Below are 16,728 nucleotides of genomic sequence, written 5' to 3'. Positions count from 1 at the left end.
CCGGTGTAGCGTCGCGTATGGCGACGACATCTTCAAACGGTGACCGGACCGGACACGGGCTTCCCGAGGAGGTTGTTGCTGACCTGTTGTCGAATGACACTCGTCGGCGCGCGCTCTCGATACTGGCTGACCGCGATGAGCCAGTAGTCGTGTCAGACCTCGCGGCAGCGGTTCTCGCGGTCGAGCGTGACATCGAGCCAGCAGCGGTCCCGGACACTGCGAGGGACGAACTCACCGAGGAGCTGTTCACGGAGCACCTGCCAAAACTGACGGCGACAGACACCGTCACGTACGATTCGATGGTTGGAACCGTCGAGATACAGCGCTACGATGCGGTGCCAACTACCAACCGCTAAACTAGGCCGTGTGTCCGGAACTCGACACCGGTTCGGACCAGCTACCAGTCCGTTCTGCGGGTATATTCCGACAGAGCAATACCTATTGCTTCCAAACTGTCGATGGACAGTGACCAACACCCAAATCACCCATATACAGATTGATAATTACGGGCCGTGGACTGTGACGCCTGAACCCCGCCGTGAAGTCGATCTTCAGACGCTCCAGTCCCGGTTGTACGCTGACCTCGCACAGTTGGTCGGGAACCGCGACGGCTACATCTTCTTCTCGCGGTTCGACAACATGATCGCCGTAACGAACGGATTGGACGAGGCAGCACACGCACTCATTCAGGAATCCGTCGGTAATCGCTACCCCGTGACGATGAGCCTCTCTGTCGCAACGGGAACGACACCCGTCTCGGCGCTGGGAACGGCGACGGAGCAACTTCAGGAGGCCGGGAGTGCACAGGACAAGGGGCGACGAGAAGTGCTACGTGGCCAGACAATCGACGAGGAGTTCCGGAAACCGACAGACGTGCAACTCGCGCATTTCGATGTCGACGACGCCACCGAGAAGTACACCGACCAACTCAACGAGTTCGACACGTTCATTCAGATCGAGCAGGGCTACGCAGCCCTCATGAAGTACATGCGCGAGGCCCACAACTCGCTGTCGTTTTTCGTCGGCGGCGACAACGTCATCGCAGTCTGTCCGGACCTGGATGAAGCGGACTACCACGACGCAATCAGCCACGTCCGCGAAGAAGTCGACGTGGAGCTGAAAGTCGGCGTCGGACGCGGGCGGACGGCAGCGACGGCCGGGATGGATGCCAAGCACGCACTAGAAACCTGTCGGGCGACTGGCGAGGCCGTCACCATCGAAACCGAGACAAGTGAATAACTTGTGAACCACGCGATATAAACGTAGTGGAGGTATCTTTTAGACCAGTCATGTGGTAATGACACACATGAACGGTGAGGTCACTGTGCGGGAGGTTATGAACAGAGAGTACGTCGGTGCAAGCGAGTCCGACGACCTCCTTGAAACGACGGAGTTGCTGATCCGAGAGGATCAGCATCCGATTCTCGTGTTACGGGGGAACGAACCAGTCGGTGTCGCGACGGACAGAGACGTACTGGCATACATCGTCGACGGCGGTGACCCCGAGACTGCCACCGTCGGCGACGTGATGCGTGAATCCATTCCGACAATTGGCCCCGATGCTGGACTCCCGGCGGCCCGGGACCGAATGGCGACACGGTCCGCTGAGTTCCTCCTAGTAACGGCTGACGGAGAGCCGCTCGGGACGCTGACTGAGCACGATATCCTCTCGACTGCACGATTAGAGAGCGAGTCGACAGACGTCGTCGAACAGCCCTCGCCGGTTGCGACAACTGGGCAGGAAGCCACGACCGACGGGATGCAATCCGCCGCCGAGGATTCGTTCGACAGTCAGGGCATCTGTTCCGCCTGTAGCACCTTTACGCGGAATCTGGCCTCGTTCAACGGACAGCTCCTCTGTGCGGACTGTCGTGACGTCTGAGCCACTCCAGCGGCCTCTGCCCGCAAAGACGGATACAGCGGTGTAGCCGAACTGTTTTGACCGTACAACACGGAGTAGCACCGTGGAAATCGCCACCGCCTCGATGGATGACGTGGACACCATCGTCGACCTGTGGGTCCGACTGGCGGAGAGCCAGCGTGCCCACGGGTCACATCTGTTCGGGGACCGCAACCGGACTGCGGTCCGGGAGACTGTCGTACAGCGCATCGTCGCCGAGAATGTTCGTATCGCCCGCATAGACCAGCACATCATCGGGTTCGTCATGATGACTCTCGACAGTGGCCGGTACGAACAGGACGAGACCCGGGGCATCATCGAGAACATCTTCGTCGAACCGGTCCACAGGAACCAGGGAATCGGCAGCGAACTGCTCGATACGGCGGAGGAACTACTCCGCCAAGCCGGTGCAGATATCCTTGCGCTGGAAGCGATGGCAGACAATGAGTCCGCCCGACAGTTCTATCGAGCACACGGCTACGCACCACACCGAATCGAACTCGAAAAGCCGACCGAAAACGATACTCTCTAAACGGTCCCCACACAACGCAGGTATGCAACCGTGCCAGGGGAGCTTGGGTGGTCCAAGCACTCGACTTGTAATCGAGAGTTCGTGGGTTCAAATCCCACCCCTGGCTTCGGCGCTTTAACTCGGAACTGAACTGCAAAAAGACAGCCGAAGCCACCGCTTTTCGATTCGTTCCCGAAGTGTAGCCGTGACCCGTGATCGGTATCTGTGGCGCGCCCGGTTCGCTCGACACCATCCTGTTGGAATACGTGGGCACGGCTCGGAGCCAGTGTCGAGGAAGCCGTAACCGTGGATATATTTTGAATTAAATTGTGGCTAACAATACTGGAATGGCATTATTCGGGGTGTATGTGGGGGAGAGACAATCAATGCAGGGTGGGTAGAGACGACCAAGTGACGATTACGCTAGCGGCTGTTCTCGGGTTTCTCTTAGTTGAGATAGCAACGCGGACAGCTATCTCGATGGCGTATGTCGGTGGCGCGTTCGTCGCAGCGACCGTTCTCATTGGTCCCACAACACCGCTCGGTGGCGTCGCTGGGCTCATCATCCACGACGGCTTCCATGGGACCATCGGGTACTGGACGGCAGGCACGGCGGCATGGGTACTGGCTTTTGCCTGTGGGGTCGTGTGGCTCGCTAGCGGACTCTCTAGCGGTCAGGAAAGGCAGGGCCTGAAATCGATGCACCGGGTAGCTCCGGCCTATGCCGGAATCATGCTGGTCAGTGGGGTCAATGCAACAGCGTTTGGGGCATGGCTGGTAATGGTTCTGGGGGCGCAACGCTTCTACACGGCCGTTAGTGGATTCCTTCCGGGAGTCATCGCGGCTGTTGGATTCAGCGTGTTTGGACTGGCCGCTATTGGAGCCGTCAAACGTCTCGGTAGCTATGTCGGCCAGACAGACACTCGTGGCCACTCGTTGTTCGAATCTGAGAGCCACAGGCGAAACCCTGAGGGGCCGACCACTGGGACGGCTATCGGCGTATTTTTCATCGGCACTGTGTGGCTGTTTGGCGTCTCGGCGCTCGATGTTTTCGTCCACGATCTGGGACTGTATCCGACAGCAAGCGCATTCCGCGCGTTCGTCAACGGCTTGCTCGGCAGCGGTTCGCCGATAGCCACTGTTGGGACAACCGCCCTGCTCAGTGTGTATAATTACGGTGAACTGGCAGTGGTTCTCTCAGCGCCAGTCGCGCTAACCGCTATGCTTTGGTGGTGTACCTACCACGAGCAGGTCCTCTCATCCACTGTGCATGGTGTTGGGATTATCAGCGGAGGGCTGTCCAATGACTGAAAACCAGTCCGAGTCAGACGATGGTGTTCCGAGCAGACGCCAATTTCTCACAGCCCTCGGTGGCACGGCATTCGCGGCTGCAGGCTACGGATATGGCACCGACTCTCCCGAGTTATTGGCTGCCGATTCTGCGACGGAGTCTAGCTCCCATCCAGCATCGGCAGCCCACATCGACGCGCTGACGGCTATCGCCAGCGCGGTGTACCCGTCAGAGGTCTCCATAGAGCGGTCGTTCATCGAGAGCCGCGTGTTTGGGCGGGTTGAACCGGAACCAGATCATTTTGACAAGCTCGTTACTGCTATCGAAGCGGTCGACGATCACGCCAGCGCACGCTTTGGTGGCAGGATTGCCGACCTTTCAGCAGGGCGGCGGCGACAGGTCTTGCAGTCAATGGGCGTGACCACAGTGCATCCCACTGCTGACGGAACAACTGCGGAACGGGTCCGGTTTTATCTCGTAGGCGACCTGTTGTACGTCCTGTTTACGTCTCCTGCGGGTGGCAAACTGCTTGGGGTCGAGAATCCGCCCGGACATCCCGGTGGGCGAGAGGCATACCAGCAAGGGCCGGAGGGAGGTGAACGATGACGGCCGCAGACGACCGAACTCCGACTGAGGCTGACGTCTGTATCGTCGGGGCAGGGCCGGCTGGAGCCTTCACTGCCTACTCGCTGGCACGGCGCGGGCACGATGTCGTGGTACTCGAGGCGGGCGAACGGTTGAGTTCAGAGGACCACCACCGACGCATGGAGATGTGGCTGCGTCCGAACTTCGAACGTGACGCGTTCTGGCGTAATGGCGAACGGGATAGATACACGTCGACCGGCGACATCAATGCACGGCTTAACGAGACCCGTGTGAAGGCGGTCGGTGGCACGTCCTTACACTGGGACGCAAACACACCGCGGCTTCACCAAGAAGACTTCGAGATGAACACGCGGTACGGGGTAGCACAGGATTGGCCGATCAGCTACGACGACCTTCAGCCGTACTACGTGCGCGCCGAACGGGAGATGGGCGTTTCAGGGGCCGATGACAACCCACACGGGCCGCCGCGAAAAGAGCCCTATCCACTGACAGCGTTCGAGCCGAGCTACTCGGATTCGCTGTTTGCCGAGGCCTGTGAGGAACTCGGAATCGCGATGGCGTCCCAACCGAAAGCCATCAACTCCGAGGAATACGATGACCGCTCCGAATGCGTCGGATACGGCGTTTGCAACGCCTGTCCGTCGGGGGCGAAGTACAGCGCCGAAGTCCACGTCCGGAAGGCCGAGTCAGCTGGTGCGCGGATCGTTGATCAGGTGCAGGCACTCTCCGTGGAGCACGACCGGACGGGTGACTACGTGGAATCAGTCGTCTACGCGACCCCCAACGGGCGTCAGTACCGGCAAGAGGCAGACCACTTCGTCATCGCGTGTGGCGGAATCGAAACGCCGCGGTTGCTGCTGTTGTCGGATTCGGACGTGTATCCGGATGGATTAGCCAACTCCAGCGGGGCAGTCGGTCGGTACCTCATGGACCACCCTAGCGTTAGGACGACAGGGACACTCGAAGAGCCGACACGACAGAGCAATATCGGCTGGGTTTCCAGTCGGAGCGATCAGTTCTATGCGCACGAGGAGACCGGCCCCGGGAGCTACCACCTCACGTTTAGCAACACCGCGAAGTCTACGTCAGGAGGTGCGCAGTCCAGACTTCCACCGACATCTCCATCGCGGTTCCTCGACATCGTTCGCAACCCGACTCCGGATGCACTGGCTGAACTCGCGACAGACCCGCTCAACGAGATGCAACTGGGTGACGCTCTTGAACTTCCGACGACTTCGGGACCACCGTATCCACTCTCGATACGTGGCGCGGGCGAGATGCTGCCGCGGCCTGACAACCGGGTCACACTGGATTACTCGAAAACAGATAACCACGGCCGACCGGTGCCGTCGATCAATCTTTCTGACGGAGCCCACGCTCAGGAGACGATGGAGCACTGTTTAGAGATCCAAAAGTCGATTCTGACAGAGCTCGGTGCCGAGATTACCGATGTGAAAACTCTGAGCGGGAGAGGAATGAGTACGCACCACATGGGAACAACGCGGATGGGTACTGATCCGGCAGAAAGTGTAGTAAACGAACAGTGTCGGACACATGACCTCGCGAACCTCTGGATCGCGTCGTCGAGCGTATTCACCACCGCTGGAGCGAACAACCCAACACTCACGATTGCTGCGCTCGCGCTGAAGACGGCGGATCACATCGACGAGGAGCTGTGATTGCCACGCTGGCAGACGCCCTGTGCGCCGCCAGAGACGGCCATTGCATGCCGCGTCTTTGCCACCGTACCGTGGTTGGCACTACCGGAGAGGTCTACGCTTTTACCGCTGGAGGGCGTACGGGAGAGCATGAGTGAATCTGAAGAAGAACTCCCGGACAACGACGAAGAGTGGCGCGAAATACTCTCCGACGAAGAGTACCGAATCCTCCGCGAGTCTGGAACAGAGCCGCGGTTCAGCAGCGACCTCATCGACGTAGAGGACGAGGGCGTCTTCACCTGTGCCGGCTGTGGGACGGAACTGTTCGATAGCGACAGGAAATTCGAATCAGAAACCGGCTGGCCGAGCTTCTGGGACGTGTATCAGGAAGGCAACGTCGAAACACGAGCGGACAACAGCCACGGGATGGAGCGAACGGAAGTCGTCTGTGCCGAGTGTGGCGGTCATCTGGGCCACGTGTTCGACGACGGACCAGAGCCGAGCGGGAAGCGGTACTGCATCAACGGCGCGGCGCTTGACTTCGAGTCAGAGTAGCGACCACCGGAACCCTTTTTTCCGTCATTGAAGTTGATACGGCTAGACGTGACTGAACATGGGACCGACGAGGCGGGCGACGACGGGGCCGGACCATCGGTCGACGAGTCGCTGGTCGATGAACCACCGACTGCGACTGCCGAATAGCCACAGCCGGAGAGTCACCTGCTAGCTGAGAGCCTCCGAACGTTTCCGTGGCTCCGCGCGGCCGGCGTCGCAGCCGGGACGCTGGCTGTCGAGTATCTGCTCGTCGCCCTGCTGTTTCTCGTCGGCCCGTCGTCGGTCGACCTGCCAGAACTGTCGGACCGACTAGTCCAGTACGGGTTCGTGCTGTACAACGCCCACCACGTGCCGACGCTGGTGACGGCATCGGACGCAGAGGTGTACGGCTCGGCCGCACGGAACGTCCTGTACGGCGCACAGGGAGCGAGCATCCCGCCGATAGTCTATTTTCTGATTCCGATTGTCTCGCTGCTTGTCGTCGGCGCGCTGTTTGAGCGCTATCGCGGCGATGCCCGGTCGGACAGCCTGCTCGAGGAAGCGGCGCTCGTCGGAACCGGCATCGGCTTCGGCTATGTCGCAACGGGATTCGCCGGGAGCTTCGTGTTCGTCCGGACGGTCATGTTCGATGGCGGCGGTGAGGGACAGGCCGCACCTGCGGTGCTATGGCTCCTCATTCTGCTGTTTTTCCTCCCACTGCTATTTGCGAGTCTCGGCGCGGCCGCTCGCTATCTCTACGCCGACTGGGCTTCGGGCGCGTAAGTCGTCTCGATAAGCTCGAGGATGCGGTCAGACTCGGCCATCGTGACGCCGCGGTCGTCATCGACTAGAACCGGGACCCCCCGCTGACCGGAGACCCGCTTCACCTCGTCGCGTTTCGAGTGTAGCGCCTCGACCCAGACGCTGTCGTACTCGATACCGAGTTCGTCCAGTCGGTCGGCAACCTTCTCACAATACGGACAGCCGTCGAGCTGGTAGAGCGTCAGGCTCATACTGGCGATACGGACGCCGTCCTCAAGGTGGTTGTGCTCGAAAAAACGCGGCGGTCGACCTGGCGTTACTCGTACAGCCAGGACGAGTCGATCTGGTCCCAGTCGACGAGTTCAGCCTCGTCGAAGAACAGCTCGATTTCGCGCTCGTTTGCGCCCTCGTCCTCGTGGTCGGAGCCGTGGATGACGTTCCGACCGAGGTCAAGCCCGTAGTCACCACGGATGGTGCCGGGAGCCGATTCGGCGGGGTCCGTCTCGCCCATCATGGTGCGGACCTGCCGAGTCGCGTCCTGACCTTCCCAGACCATCGCGAACACGGGCCCGGAGGTGATGAAGTCGACAAGCCCGTCGAAGAACGGCTTGTCCTCGTGCTCGCCGTAGTGCTCCTCGGCGAGCTCTTGGTCGATCTGCATGAACTTGCCGCCGACCATCTTCAGGCCGCGGTCCTCGAAGCGGGAGACGATGTCCCCGATGAGACCGCGCTGGACGCCGTCAGGTTTGACCATCACGAACGTGCGCTCGTGTTCGGACATCAGGCCTCTGCCTCCTCAGCTTCCTCGCCCGCCTCGTCCTCAGCATCTGCGTCGGCCTCGTCGGCGTCAGCTTCTTCGGCGTCAGCGTCAGCTTCTGCCTCGTCGGCGTCGGCAGCAGCTTCCTCGGCTTCGTCAGCTTCGGCTTCTTCAGCCTCGTCCTCGGCCTCACCGGCTTCACCGCGAGCGGTGTCGGTCCATTCGAGGTTGCGGGCCTCGCGGCCCAGGTCAGCGTTGTTCTCGCACTTCGAGGAACAGAAGTGCGTCGTCGCGCCGTCCTTGTGGACGAACATCGTGCCCGTGCCGGGTTCGATGTCCGTGCCGCAGTAGTCACATTCGCGTGTCCGGGGCATGGTTACTGCCCTCCGATGGTGTCGGCTTCGCGAGCCGTCTCGCGGAGCTGAAGCACGTCACCTTCGCGGACCGGGCCGAGAACGTTGCGCGTGATGATGCGCCCCTGATTCTCGCCTTCGCGGATGCGGCACTTGACCTGCATGGCCTCGCCGTGCATCCCCGTCCGGCCCACGACTTCGATAACCTCGGCGGGCGTGGAACCGCTGCTTTCGGATTCCTCAGCGCTCATCCGAGGTCACCTCACCGAAGCTCCTCGACCTTGTCGGCGATGTCCTCGACATCGGCGTCAGCCTCACCGGCGTCGGTGACGGCTGCAGCGGCCGAGCCGACTTCGAGCCCGGCGGCGTGACCGAGGTCGTCCTGCTGCTCGACGAAGATGAAGGGAACGCCCTTCTCGTCGGCAAGCTCCGGAATGTGCATGACGATTTCCTCGGGCTGGACGTCTTCGGCGACGAAGACGAGCTCAGCGGAGCCGCGCTCGATGGACTTGGTCGTCTCGTTTGTACCCTTCTTTACTGCGCCTGTGTCCCGGGCAACCTCGAGCGCCTCAAGGGCGTCGTCTTCGAGGTCCGCGGGAACGTCGAAATCTACGTATACTGGCATTTGTATGTTCACCTCCTGCGCGCGAGCTCAGGCTCCCCCGCCGTGTCCGGGCCGCGAGGCCCGTCACACCGTGATGGTGTGTATCCTGAAAAGGCTGGGAGCATCATCAACTCGGCGCAGGCTGTACCCCATTCTGTGCTACCGGCCCTAAAAGCGCTTTCGAAGCCGAAATCCCGTGCCAGCCCGCCACACGGGTGCTGTCGGGGGGTCTGCCTATTCCGCGGCCGCCGACGCATCGGCCAGCGCGGCCCGCGCGTCCGAGACGAGACGGGCCACCACCTCACCGGCGGGCCGGACGTCCTGTGCGAGACCGGTGCTTTGCCCGGCGTAGTGTGGCAGGGCCTCGACATCGCCGGTCATCCCCGCAAGCGGGGGCATATCAGCAAACCGACTAATCGGCTCGCCGTCGGGCATCTGTGCAATTTGTTCGGGGTCGCTACCGTCGCTTTCCCCACCTGAATCGGCACCGGCCTGCTGTCGGACCTCGTCGGTTTCGAGGACTCGGTGTGGCTGGTCCGGCCAGCCCCGGTCGAACAGGTCGGTAAACCGCGTCGCCGTCTCTGGCGCGTCAACGATTTGTTGCCGGTATGCCTCGTGCGCGCCTGATTCTTCGGTCGCCACGAACCGAGTGCCGAACCAGCCGCCGTCAGCATCCAGCGTCAGCGCCGCCGCGAGGCCGCGACCATCCCCGAGACCGCCGGCCGCGACGACCGGGACCGGAACCCCGTCGGCCACCCGCGGGAGCAACGACATCGTCGTCACGTCGCTCTGGACGTGGCCACCAGCCTCCCGGCCCTGTGCGACCACTACGTCGGCCCCGGCGTCGACGGCCGCCCTGGCCTCGGCAGCGCTGGCAACCGTGACCATCACCGTCCCGCCGACCTCGTGGACCCGGTCGATGTACGGCCCGGCATCGCCAAATGAGAAGGAGACAACCGGTGCGCCAGCGTCCAGACAGGCGTCGAGACAGGCCGACGGCGAGAGCACACCTGTGGACTCGTCGAGGACGACGTTGACGCCGACCACGCCGTCAGTCGCGTTTGCAGCGTCCGTGTACGCGTCTCGGATCGCGTCGGCCTCACGCCACGACATCGCCAGCATCCCGAGGCCGCCCGCGTCAGCGACTGCTGCGGCCAGGGACGGCGTCGAGACGCTCCCGACTGGTGCCTGCACGACTGGGTGGTCGATACCGATCTCGGAACAGAGCGGGGTCTGGAGGGGAGCCATGCCGACGACTGTGTCCGGTCCGATAAAAAGCGTACCTGGGGAGCGCCGTGACCGTCAGGTCCATACTGGCGCGTCCGCCACCACCGGTATGGACATCGCGCGCTCGCTTCGAGCGGAGGCCCGCCGCGCGAACGAGCGGCGGCTACTCGTTCTGGCGGGCGACCCCGACCGGACGCGGGAGCGAGCGGCAACAGCGCTCGATTTGGCGGACGTTCCCAGCGCGGAGACGACCGTCGTCGGTCCGGAGCCGTTCCTCGACTGTGAACACCACGACCAGTCCCGTGCCGAGGAGCTTCTCGGCCGGACGCGGACGGCTGTCGTCTTCGACGCCCACGAGGAACTGCGGCCGGACGCGGTCGGGCGGACCGTCGGTGCGGTCGACGGCGGCGGCCTCTACGTCCTCCTCGCGCCGCCGCTGGAGACGTGGCCCGAGGAACGCGATGGGTTCGACGCCTCGCTCGCAGTCCCGCCCTTCGGCGTCGAGGACGTGAGCGGCCACTTCCGCCGTCGGTTCGTCGAAACGTTGCGAGCACACCGAGGTATCGCTATCGTCGACGTCGACAGGGGCACTGTCGAGCAGGACGGCCTGACGGACCCGCCACCGAGCCGCCCGGTTCCAAGCCCGACCCCGCCAACCGACGCGTGGTTTCGCTCTGAGACCTACGCTCAGTGTCTCACCGACGACCAGCGCGACGCGGTCCAGGCGTTCGAGTCCCTGCAGACCGCCGGCGAGGCAGTCGTGGTCGAGGCCGACCGGGGGCGAGGGAAATCCAGCGCCGCCGGGCTGGCTGCCGGAAACCTCGCCGCGGCGGACAGGGACGTACTGGTGACCGGGCCGCAGTACCGGAGCGCCGCCGAGGTGTTCGTGCGGGCGGCACACCTGCTGGAGGCGTTCGGCGTCGACTTCACGCGCGACCGTTCGTCAGACCCCCAGCGGCTCGACGTTGCAGGGGCGGGCTGCGTGCGGTATGCGCCGCCGGACGAAGCGGCATCGCTTCCGGATGGTCCCGACGTGGTCATCGTCGACGAGGCCGCAGCCCTGCCGGTCCGGCGACTCGAACAGTTCCTCGACGCGCCAGCGGTCACCTTCGCCACGACCGTCCACGGCTACGAGGGGGCAGGCCGGGGCTTCTCCGTCCGGTTCCGTGACCGACTTGCCGAAAGCGACCTCGCCGTCACCGACGTGTCGATGACGACGCCGATTCGATACAGCGACGCCGACCCTGTGGAGGTGTGGGCGTTCCGGGCGCTGTTGCTGGACGCGCGCCCGCCGGTCGACCAGCTTATCGAAGACGCGACGCCGGAGACCGTGGAGTACCGACAGCTGTCGGCGGCTGACCTGCTCGCCGACACGCACCTGCTCCGGGAGGTGTTCGGCCTGCTCGTGCTGGCGCATTACCGGACGGAACCCTCGGACCTGGCCCGACTGCTTGATGCACCGAACCTCACCGTCCGGGCGCTGACCCACGAAGGCCACGTCGTTGCAGTGGCGTTGCTGGCACAGGAAGGCGGGCTCTCGGCGTCGACCCGGGCTACGATGTACGAAGGCGGACGCGTTCGCGGGAATATGCTCCCAGACGTGCTATCGACACAACTCCGGGACGAAGCCGCCGGGGTTCCGGTCGGCCAGCGAGTCCTCCGCATCGCAACCCACGCTGCGGTCCGGTCCCGTGGACTCGGCTCCAAACTCCTCTCGGAAATCAGAGCGGAGTTCGCCGACCATGTGGACTGGGTTGGGGTCAGCTACGGTGCAACGCCGGAACTCGTCCGCTTCTGGGCGGATAACGGCTACAACACCGTCCACCTCGCAACCTCACGGAACGCGACCAGCGGCGAGTACTCCGTCGTGATGCTCGACCCCTGTTCCGACGACGCGGCGGCGCTCGCGGCGCGCCACAGGGAGTGGTTTCAGGACCGAATCGCGGCGGTGCTGTCGGACCCACTCGACGACTGTGACCCCGACGTGGTTCGAGCCGTGCTTCGAGCGACCGACGGCGAGCGGCCGGTATCGCTCTCAGAGTGGGAATGGCGGCTGGTTGCCGGCGTCCCCGGCGGCGCGTCGGTTCTCGACACGAACCCGAAGCCGTTCCGTGACCTCACCCGCCGACACCTGTCGCACCCAGCCGACGCGACCGCGCTCTCGCCGCGGGAAGAACGCCTGCTTGTCCGAAAGGTCTTGCAGGCACATCCATGGTCAACTGTCACCGAGGAACTGGCGTTCGTCTCTGAGCGTGAGTGCATGCGTACCCTCGGCGGAATAGTCGAAAGGTTGACGCGTCTGTACGGCGACCCTTGGGTACAGGAGGAACTCGACAGACACCTATGAGCCTGCTTGGCCTCGAAGCGCTGCTGTTCGTGCTCGCGTTCGCCCTGCTAGTCGGCGGTGTCATCGGTAGCCTCACGCCCCAAGTCCCCGGCGCGCTCGTCTCGCTCGCCGGCGTCTATCTCTACTGGGTCGCCAGCGGCATGACCGACCCCGGGACGCTCTTGCTGGCCCTGTTGACGCTGGTTGGCCTGCTGACGTGGGCCGTCGATATCGCGGGCGGAGCCGTTGCTGCACGCGTTGGCGGGGCGTCGAACTGGACGGCAGCCCTCGCCGGCGTCGTAGCGCTCGTTCTCTTTTTCGTCACCGGCCCGCTCGGCATCCTGCTGGGCGTCGCCGGGACGGTGTTCGTCGTCGAGTTCTATCGGCAGGAGGACGCCAGAGGGAGCGCGAAGGCCGCGCTGGTAACCACCGTCGGAATGCTGGCCTCCGGCGTCGTCCAGGCCTTGCTGACCGCGTCGATACTGGTCACCATGATTGCCGTCGCGCTTCTATGACACAGTGTGCGGAGGACGGCTGCGAAAACGAGGCCGCGGTCGAACTCCACATCCCCTGGGACGCGAACCGAGACGTGTGTCCGGCCCACGCTCGCGTCTGGGCGCAGAAGGACGGCGTCGTCCCAGCGCCGATGGACGGCCAGGAGGACGAGTGGCCATAGACTGCTGTCGCAGAAATTGACGCTTTAATTCACACGTAGGTACCGAGCTAAGAGGGTGTCAAACGTTCACGAAGAAAATATAATAATAATTGGGTTTGAATACGACAATTGAGGCATGTTATCATGAAACGCGAGATGCTCACCACCGACTTCATCGACCGTGCAGCGGACATCTACGACGACGTGACCGGTATCGTCGCCCATGACGGCACCGAGTACACGTACGCGGAGGTAAACGAGCGGGTCAACCAGTTGGCACACGCGCTGTCGGACCGGGGCGTCTCAAAGGGGAGTCGCGTGGCCCTCCTCGCGCCGAACACACACTACTTCATCGAGACGCTGTACGCGACAAACAAACTCGGCGCGGTGTTCGTCCCGCTGAACTACCGGCTCGACCCCGCGAAAATCGAGTATATTCTGAACGACTGTGAAGCCGCGACGGTCATCGCCGACTACGACTTCGCGGAGAAGGTCCAGCCGGTACGGGACGACATCCCTGCGGAGACGTTCATCGGCTACGAGCCCGACCGTATCGACGGGGAGTGGGAGGCGTACAGCGGTATCCTCGATGGGCAGCCGACAGCCGAACCGGACCGACCGGAGATGGCCGAGGACGACGACGCCAGCATCAACTACACGTCCGGCACAACAGGGGACCCGAAGGGCGTGGTCAGGACCCATCGGACCGAAAGCTGGCACTCGCTGGTGCTCAATCAGCACATGGAGATACGCGACGACGACACGTACCTCTGGACGCTCCCGATGTTCCACTGCAACGGCTGGGGCCACACCTACGCTATCACCGGGACCGGCGGGACGCACGTCTGTCAGCGGACCTTCGACGCCGCGGACACCTTCCGTCGGGTCCGCGAGTACGACGTGTCGTTCATGTGTGGCGCGCCGACGGTGCTGAACAAGCTCATTCAGCACTACCGAGCAAACGACGGCGACGTAGTGACACAGGGGGACCGCGACGTGCGGATCGCGACGGCCGGCAGCGCCCCGGCGACGGCGACCATCGAGCGCGTCGAAGACGAGTTTGGCTGGCGAATCATCCACATCTACGGCCTGACCGAGACGGCCCCGATCATCACGACCAGCAACTCCCCGCGGCGTATCGCCGAACGGGGCCGTGAACTCAAGGTCAAGCAGGGCTCAGAGACGCTGTGTACCGACATCCGAATCGTCGACGAGGACGGGACCGACGTGCCACGCGACGGGGCGACGATCGGCGAGGTCGTGGTGCAGGGCAACCAGGTAATGGACCGCTATCTCAACAAACCCGAGATCACCGAGGAAGCATTCAACGACCGCGCCGAGGGGTACTTCCACACTGGGGACCTCGCGGCGTGGGACGAGGACGGGATGATACAGATCATGGACCGCCGGAAGGACATCATCATCTCTGGCGGCGAAAACATCTCCTCGATCGAACTGGAGGACGAACTGTACGACCACCCCGGTGTCCTGAAAGCCGCGGTCATTCCAACTCCGAGTGAGGACTGGGGCGAGACCCCGATGGCAATTGTCGTCCCGACGGCCGACAGCGACGCGACCGAACAGGATATCCTCGAATTCCTCAGAGAACGCGTCGCGAGCTACAAGGTCCCTGCAGGCATCGACTTCCGGGACTCGCTTCCTGAAACGGCGACTGGGAAAATCCAGAAGTACGAACTCCGCGAAGAGTACTGGCAAGAGCAGGAGCGGATGATCGGCCAGGAGTGAGCGCGGCGGTGGCTGTGAGACGCTGGGACGATATTAACACGATTCTTTATTAGGTTTCCAACAGTCGGTCACACCATGCATCTAGGAGTCGTCGTGCCACGCGTTGATGACCACAGCACAATCGAGCTGGCCGTCGAAGCCGAAGGACACGGCTACGATTCGGTCTGGCTGAACGAACTGTGGGGCGCTAGCTCCGTTGTCGAACTCACGGATATCGCGACACGGACCGACGATATCGAGATCGGCAGCGCGATACTCAACGTCTTCTCACGGTCACCGGCCGTGCTGGCGATGACAGCGACGACCCTCGACAGGGTCTCGGACGGACGGGCAGTGCTGGGGCTGGGAACGAGTACAGCCCGGTCCATCGAGAATATGCACAGCATGGAGTTCGAGCGACCGGTCCGTCGCGCCCACGAGACGATCGATATCATCAAACAACTCATGACGGGCGACGAGCGGGTGACCTACGACGGTGAGGCGGTCTCGGTCAGGGGCGTGCCGCCGCTAGACCGTGACGTGCCGGTGTACCACGCCGCCCTCGGGCCGGCGAACAGGCGAGTCGTCGCCAGACTCGCTGACGGCTGGCTGCCCCACATGATTGCGTTCTCCGAACTGGAGTCGGCGTTCGACTACATCGCAGAGACGGCACGCGACGCTGACCGGGACCCAGACGACATCACCGTTGCACCGTACGTGCCGGCAGTTGTCCACGAGGATTCCGAGCGAGCGACCGAGGAACTCCGGCAACACATCGCCTACTACGTCGGCAGCGGCGAGGGGTACCGCCGGGCTGTTGCGGAGACGTATCCGGACCGAGCGGAGCGCATCGCCGACGCCTGGCAGGCGGGTGACCGCGGCGAGGCGACGGAGCTCGTCACTGACGAAATGACGGCTGATCTCGGCATCGCCGGGACGCCGGAACAGGCGCGAGAGAAACGGGATAAAATTGCGGACAGAGCTGTCATCGACCGGCTTCTGCTAACTGTGCCACAGCAGGTCGACGGGGAGCTGGCTCGGAAGACAATTCGGGCGCTGGGGCCGAATTAGAGGTCAATTTCCATCATCACCTCGTCGGCGTACTCGTCGCCGAACTTGTAGTGGTCCTCACGGATGGCGTCAGTGTCCCAGCCGTGGTCTTCGAGGAACTCGATTGCGTCCTCGTTCGTCGATGGGACAGAGTTGTACAGCTTCTCGTAGCCGTTCGACGCCGCCCACTCGGTGCCCCGGGCGAGTAACTGCGAGCCGATGCCATGGCCCCGATACCGTTCGAGCACACCCAGCGTTAGCTCTGCCGTGTGACTGAGCTTCTCAACTTCGGGATGTTTGAGGTGGACCCACCCGACCACGTCGTCGTTGATGCAGGCGACGAAGAAGATGCGTGACTCCAGCTCGTTGTGCCGGAGCAGCACGCCCTCGCTGTCCACCACGTCGGCGACGGTCTCCGCGTCGACGTACTCGCCGCCGCCGATAGCGGCTCGGATGGCCCCGACAAGGCCGGTCAGGTCCTCCTGACGGGCCTGCCGAATGGTGAACTCGATGTCGTCGGCCTCGAACTCCTCCTCGACGGTGTCGTTGTAGGCGACGCGGAGTTCCCCGTCGATCTCCTCCAGTACGCCGTCGCGTTTGAGTATCGCAACGTGATGGCCGAACGGTCGCGGGTCCATCTGTAGCGCCGACCGAGCGCCTCTCGGTCCTACAGACCCGTGTGATTCGACGTACTCGTAGATGTCCCGTCTGTCCTCGTGGTCGAACTGCAGTGGCTCTGTCAGCTCCATGGTATCTGCTACCACTACAC

Annotated in this window: 21 protein-coding genes and 1 tRNA gene; 15 read left to right on the top strand and 7 right to left on the bottom strand. The window is 63.0% G+C overall.

What is annotated here, in order from left to right; translation table 11 throughout:
- The first annotated feature begins 17 nt into the window (after positions 1-17).
- The 10 genes from RR_RS04555 to RR_RS22780 all read left to right on the top strand — a co-directional run bounded on the left by RR_RS04555 (position 18) and on the right by RR_RS22780 (position 7,283).
- Entirely contained in the window at positions 18-356 is a 339-nt protein-coding gene (locus RR_RS04555; protein WP_004963201.1) for a DUF7344 domain-containing protein, read from the top strand.
- Positions 357-465: 109 nt separating this feature from the next.
- Positions 466-1,239, top strand: a complete 774-nt coding sequence (locus RR_RS04550) for a GTP cyclohydrolase III (RefSeq protein WP_004963204.1) — start codon at positions 466-468, stop codon at positions 1,237-1,239.
- Positions 1,240-1,306: 67 nt separating this feature from the next.
- Entirely contained in the window at positions 1,307-1,882 is a 576-nt protein-coding gene (locus RR_RS04545) for a CBS domain-containing protein (RefSeq protein ID WP_004963207.1), read from the top strand.
- Between the two features lie 82 nt (positions 1,883-1,964).
- The gene (locus RR_RS04540) at positions 1,965-2,432 is read left to right on the top strand and encodes a GNAT family N-acetyltransferase (protein ID WP_171814228.1); all 468 of its coding nucleotides are present in this window, start codon (positions 1,965-1,967) and stop codon (positions 2,430-2,432) included.
- Positions 2,433-2,464: 32 nt separating this feature from the next.
- Positions 2,465-2,538, top strand: a tRNA-Thr gene (locus RR_RS04535).
- A 266-nt stretch (positions 2,539-2,804) separates the two neighbouring features.
- Complete coding sequence (locus RR_RS04530; RefSeq protein ID WP_232508547.1) at positions 2,805-3,722, top strand: hypothetical protein; 918 nt, start codon at positions 2,805-2,807, stop codon at positions 3,720-3,722.
- Entirely contained in the window at positions 3,715-4,308 is a 594-nt protein-coding gene (locus RR_RS04525) for a gluconate 2-dehydrogenase subunit 3 family protein (RefSeq protein ID WP_049938679.1), read from the top strand. The genes RR_RS04530 and RR_RS04525 overlap by 8 nt, the downstream gene beginning before the upstream one ends.
- Positions 4,305-5,987 (top strand): GMC family oxidoreductase, encoded by a 1,683-nt coding sequence (locus RR_RS04520; RefSeq protein ID WP_011222826.1) that lies wholly within the window; start codon positions 4,305-4,307, stop codon positions 5,985-5,987. The genes RR_RS04525 and RR_RS04520 overlap by 4 nt, the downstream gene beginning before the upstream one ends.
- Positions 5,988-6,116: 129 nt before the next feature.
- Positions 6,117-6,521 (top strand): peptide-methionine (R)-S-oxide reductase MsrB, encoded by a 405-nt coding sequence (gene msrB, locus RR_RS04515; protein ID WP_004593495.1) that lies wholly within the window; start codon positions 6,117-6,119, stop codon positions 6,519-6,521.
- Positions 6,522-6,848: 327 nt separating this feature from the next.
- Positions 6,849-7,283 carry a hypothetical protein gene (locus RR_RS22780; protein WP_232508546.1) on the top strand — a complete coding sequence of 145 codons (435 nt, stop codon included), beginning with the start codon at positions 6,849-6,851 and terminating at the stop codon, positions 7,281-7,283.
- On the opposite strand, the gene RR_RS04505 is transcribed toward RR_RS22780, so the two are convergent.
- The 6 genes from RR_RS04505 to RR_RS04480 form a co-directional block, all read right to left on the bottom strand.
- The gene (locus RR_RS04505; RefSeq protein ID WP_004963227.1) at positions 7,256-7,513 is read right to left on the bottom strand and encodes a glutaredoxin family protein; all 258 of its coding nucleotides are present in this window, start codon (positions 7,511-7,513) and stop codon (positions 7,256-7,258) included. The genes RR_RS22780 and RR_RS04505 overlap by 28 nt on opposite strands.
- Before the next feature lie 65 nt (positions 7,514-7,578).
- Positions 7,579-8,043 carry a nucleoside-diphosphate kinase gene (gene ndk, locus RR_RS04500; protein ID WP_011222824.1) on the bottom strand — a complete coding sequence of 155 codons (465 nt, stop codon included), beginning with the start codon at positions 8,041-8,043 and terminating at the stop codon, positions 7,579-7,581.
- A complete protein-coding gene (locus RR_RS04495; RefSeq protein WP_011222823.1) occupies positions 8,043-8,393 on the bottom strand; it encodes a 50S ribosomal protein L24e in 351 nt (116 codons plus the stop codon). The genes ndk and RR_RS04495 overlap by 1 nt, the downstream gene beginning before the upstream one ends.
- 2 nt (positions 8,394-8,395) lie before the next feature.
- Positions 8,396-8,623 (bottom strand): 30S ribosomal protein S28e, encoded by a 228-nt coding sequence (locus RR_RS04490; protein WP_004516764.1) that lies wholly within the window; start codon positions 8,621-8,623, stop codon positions 8,396-8,398.
- 11 nt (positions 8,624-8,634) lie between these two features.
- Positions 8,635-8,997 carry a 50S ribosomal protein L7Ae gene (gene rpl7ae, locus RR_RS04485; protein ID WP_004593501.1) on the bottom strand — a complete coding sequence of 121 codons (363 nt, stop codon included), beginning with the start codon at positions 8,995-8,997 and terminating at the stop codon, positions 8,635-8,637.
- A gap of 213 nt (positions 8,998-9,210) precedes the next feature.
- The gene (locus RR_RS04480; RefSeq protein WP_011222822.1) at positions 9,211-10,224 is read right to left on the bottom strand and encodes an NAD(P)H-dependent flavin oxidoreductase; all 1,014 of its coding nucleotides are present in this window, start codon (positions 10,222-10,224) and stop codon (positions 9,211-9,213) included.
- Here RR_RS04480 and tmcA point away from each other — a divergent pair.
- From tmcA to RR_RS04460, 5 genes are all read left to right on the top strand, one after another.
- On the top strand, positions 10,223-12,550 hold the full coding sequence (tmcA, locus tag RR_RS04475; RefSeq protein ID WP_011222821.1) for a tRNA(Met) cytidine acetyltransferase TmcA: 2,328 nt from the start codon (positions 10,223-10,225) through the stop codon (positions 12,548-12,550). The genes RR_RS04480 and tmcA overlap by 2 nt on opposite strands.
- Positions 12,547-13,044: a DUF456 domain-containing protein gene (locus RR_RS04470; protein WP_011222820.1), complete on the top strand. Its 498-nt coding sequence runs from the start codon at positions 12,547-12,549 to the stop codon at positions 13,042-13,044. Before tmcA ends, RR_RS04470 begins: the two co-directional genes overlap by 4 nt.
- Complete coding sequence (locus RR_RS22260) at positions 13,041-13,205, top strand: hypothetical protein (protein WP_011222819.1); 165 nt, start codon at positions 13,041-13,043, stop codon at positions 13,203-13,205. The genes RR_RS04470 and RR_RS22260 overlap by 4 nt, the downstream gene beginning before the upstream one ends.
- A 123-nt stretch (positions 13,206-13,328) precedes the next feature.
- Positions 13,329-14,930: a class I adenylate-forming enzyme family protein gene (locus RR_RS04465; protein WP_011222818.1), complete on the top strand. Its 1,602-nt coding sequence runs from the start codon at positions 13,329-13,331 to the stop codon at positions 14,928-14,930.
- Between the two features lie 75 nt (positions 14,931-15,005).
- The gene (locus RR_RS04460; RefSeq protein ID WP_004963254.1) at positions 15,006-15,980 is read left to right on the top strand and encodes an LLM class flavin-dependent oxidoreductase; all 975 of its coding nucleotides are present in this window, start codon (positions 15,006-15,008) and stop codon (positions 15,978-15,980) included.
- Here the strand turns inward: RR_RS04460 and RR_RS04455 are convergent.
- Positions 15,977-16,708: a GNAT family N-acetyltransferase gene (locus RR_RS04455; RefSeq protein ID WP_011222817.1), complete on the bottom strand. Its 732-nt coding sequence runs from the start codon at positions 16,706-16,708 to the stop codon at positions 15,977-15,979. The genes RR_RS04460 and RR_RS04455 overlap by 4 nt on opposite strands.
- Positions 16,709-16,728 lie beyond the last annotated feature (20 nt).

This window comes from Haloarcula marismortui ATCC 43049 (assembly GCF_000011085.1).
GTDB lineage: Archaea > Halobacteriota > Halobacteria > Halobacteriales > Haloarculaceae > Haloarcula > Haloarcula marismortui.
Note: the sequence above shows the minus strand (reverse complement) of the source record. Positions and strands in the feature narration are given on the sequence as shown.

Coding starts and splice junctions, on each gene's coding strand:
- RR_RS04555 (WP_004963201.1), top strand. CDS start 18: ATGGCGACGACATCTTCAAACGGTGACCGGACCGGACACGGGCTTCCC.
- RR_RS04545 (WP_004963207.1), top strand. CDS start 1,307: ATGAACGGTGAGGTCACTGTGCGGGAGGTTATGAACAGAGAGTACGTC.
- RR_RS04525 (WP_049938679.1), top strand. CDS start 3,715: ATGACTGAAAACCAGTCCGAGTCAGACGATGGTGTTCCGAGCAGACGC.
- RR_RS04520 (WP_011222826.1), top strand. CDS start 4,305: ATGACGGCCGCAGACGACCGAACTCCGACTGAGGCTGACGTCTGTATC.
- msrB (WP_004593495.1), top strand. CDS start 6,117: ATGAGTGAATCTGAAGAAGAACTCCCGGACAACGACGAAGAGTGGCGC.
- RR_RS04505 (WP_004963227.1), bottom strand. CDS start 7,513: ATGAGCCTGACGCTCTACCAGCTCGACGGCTGTCCGTATTGTGAGAAG.
- ndk (WP_011222824.1), bottom strand. CDS start 8,043: ATGTCCGAACACGAGCGCACGTTCGTGATGGTCAAACCTGACGGCGTC.
- RR_RS04495 (WP_011222823.1), bottom strand. CDS start 8,393: ATGCCCCGGACACGCGAATGTGACTACTGCGGCACGGACATCGAACCC.
- RR_RS04490 (WP_004516764.1), bottom strand. CDS start 8,623: ATGAGCGCTGAGGAATCCGAAAGCAGCGGTTCCACGCCCGCCGAGGTT.
- rpl7ae (WP_004593501.1), bottom strand. CDS start 8,997: ATGCCAGTATACGTAGATTTCGACGTTCCCGCGGACCTCGAAGACGAC.
- tmcA (WP_011222821.1), top strand. CDS start 10,223: ATGCCGACGACTGTGTCCGGTCCGATAAAAAGCGTACCTGGGGAGCGC.
- RR_RS04480 (WP_011222822.1), bottom strand. CDS start 10,224: ATGGCTCCCCTCCAGACCCCGCTCTGTTCCGAGATCGGTATCGACCAC.
- RR_RS04470 (WP_011222820.1), top strand. CDS start 12,547: ATGAGCCTGCTTGGCCTCGAAGCGCTGCTGTTCGTGCTCGCGTTCGCC.
- RR_RS22260 (WP_011222819.1), top strand. CDS start 13,041: ATGACACAGTGTGCGGAGGACGGCTGCGAAAACGAGGCCGCGGTCGAA.
- RR_RS04465 (WP_011222818.1), top strand. CDS start 13,329: ATGAAACGCGAGATGCTCACCACCGACTTCATCGACCGTGCAGCGGAC.
- RR_RS04460 (WP_004963254.1), top strand. CDS start 15,006: ATGCATCTAGGAGTCGTCGTGCCACGCGTTGATGACCACAGCACAATC.
- RR_RS04455 (WP_011222817.1), bottom strand. CDS start 16,708: ATGGAGCTGACAGAGCCACTGCAGTTCGACCACGAGGACAGACGGGAC.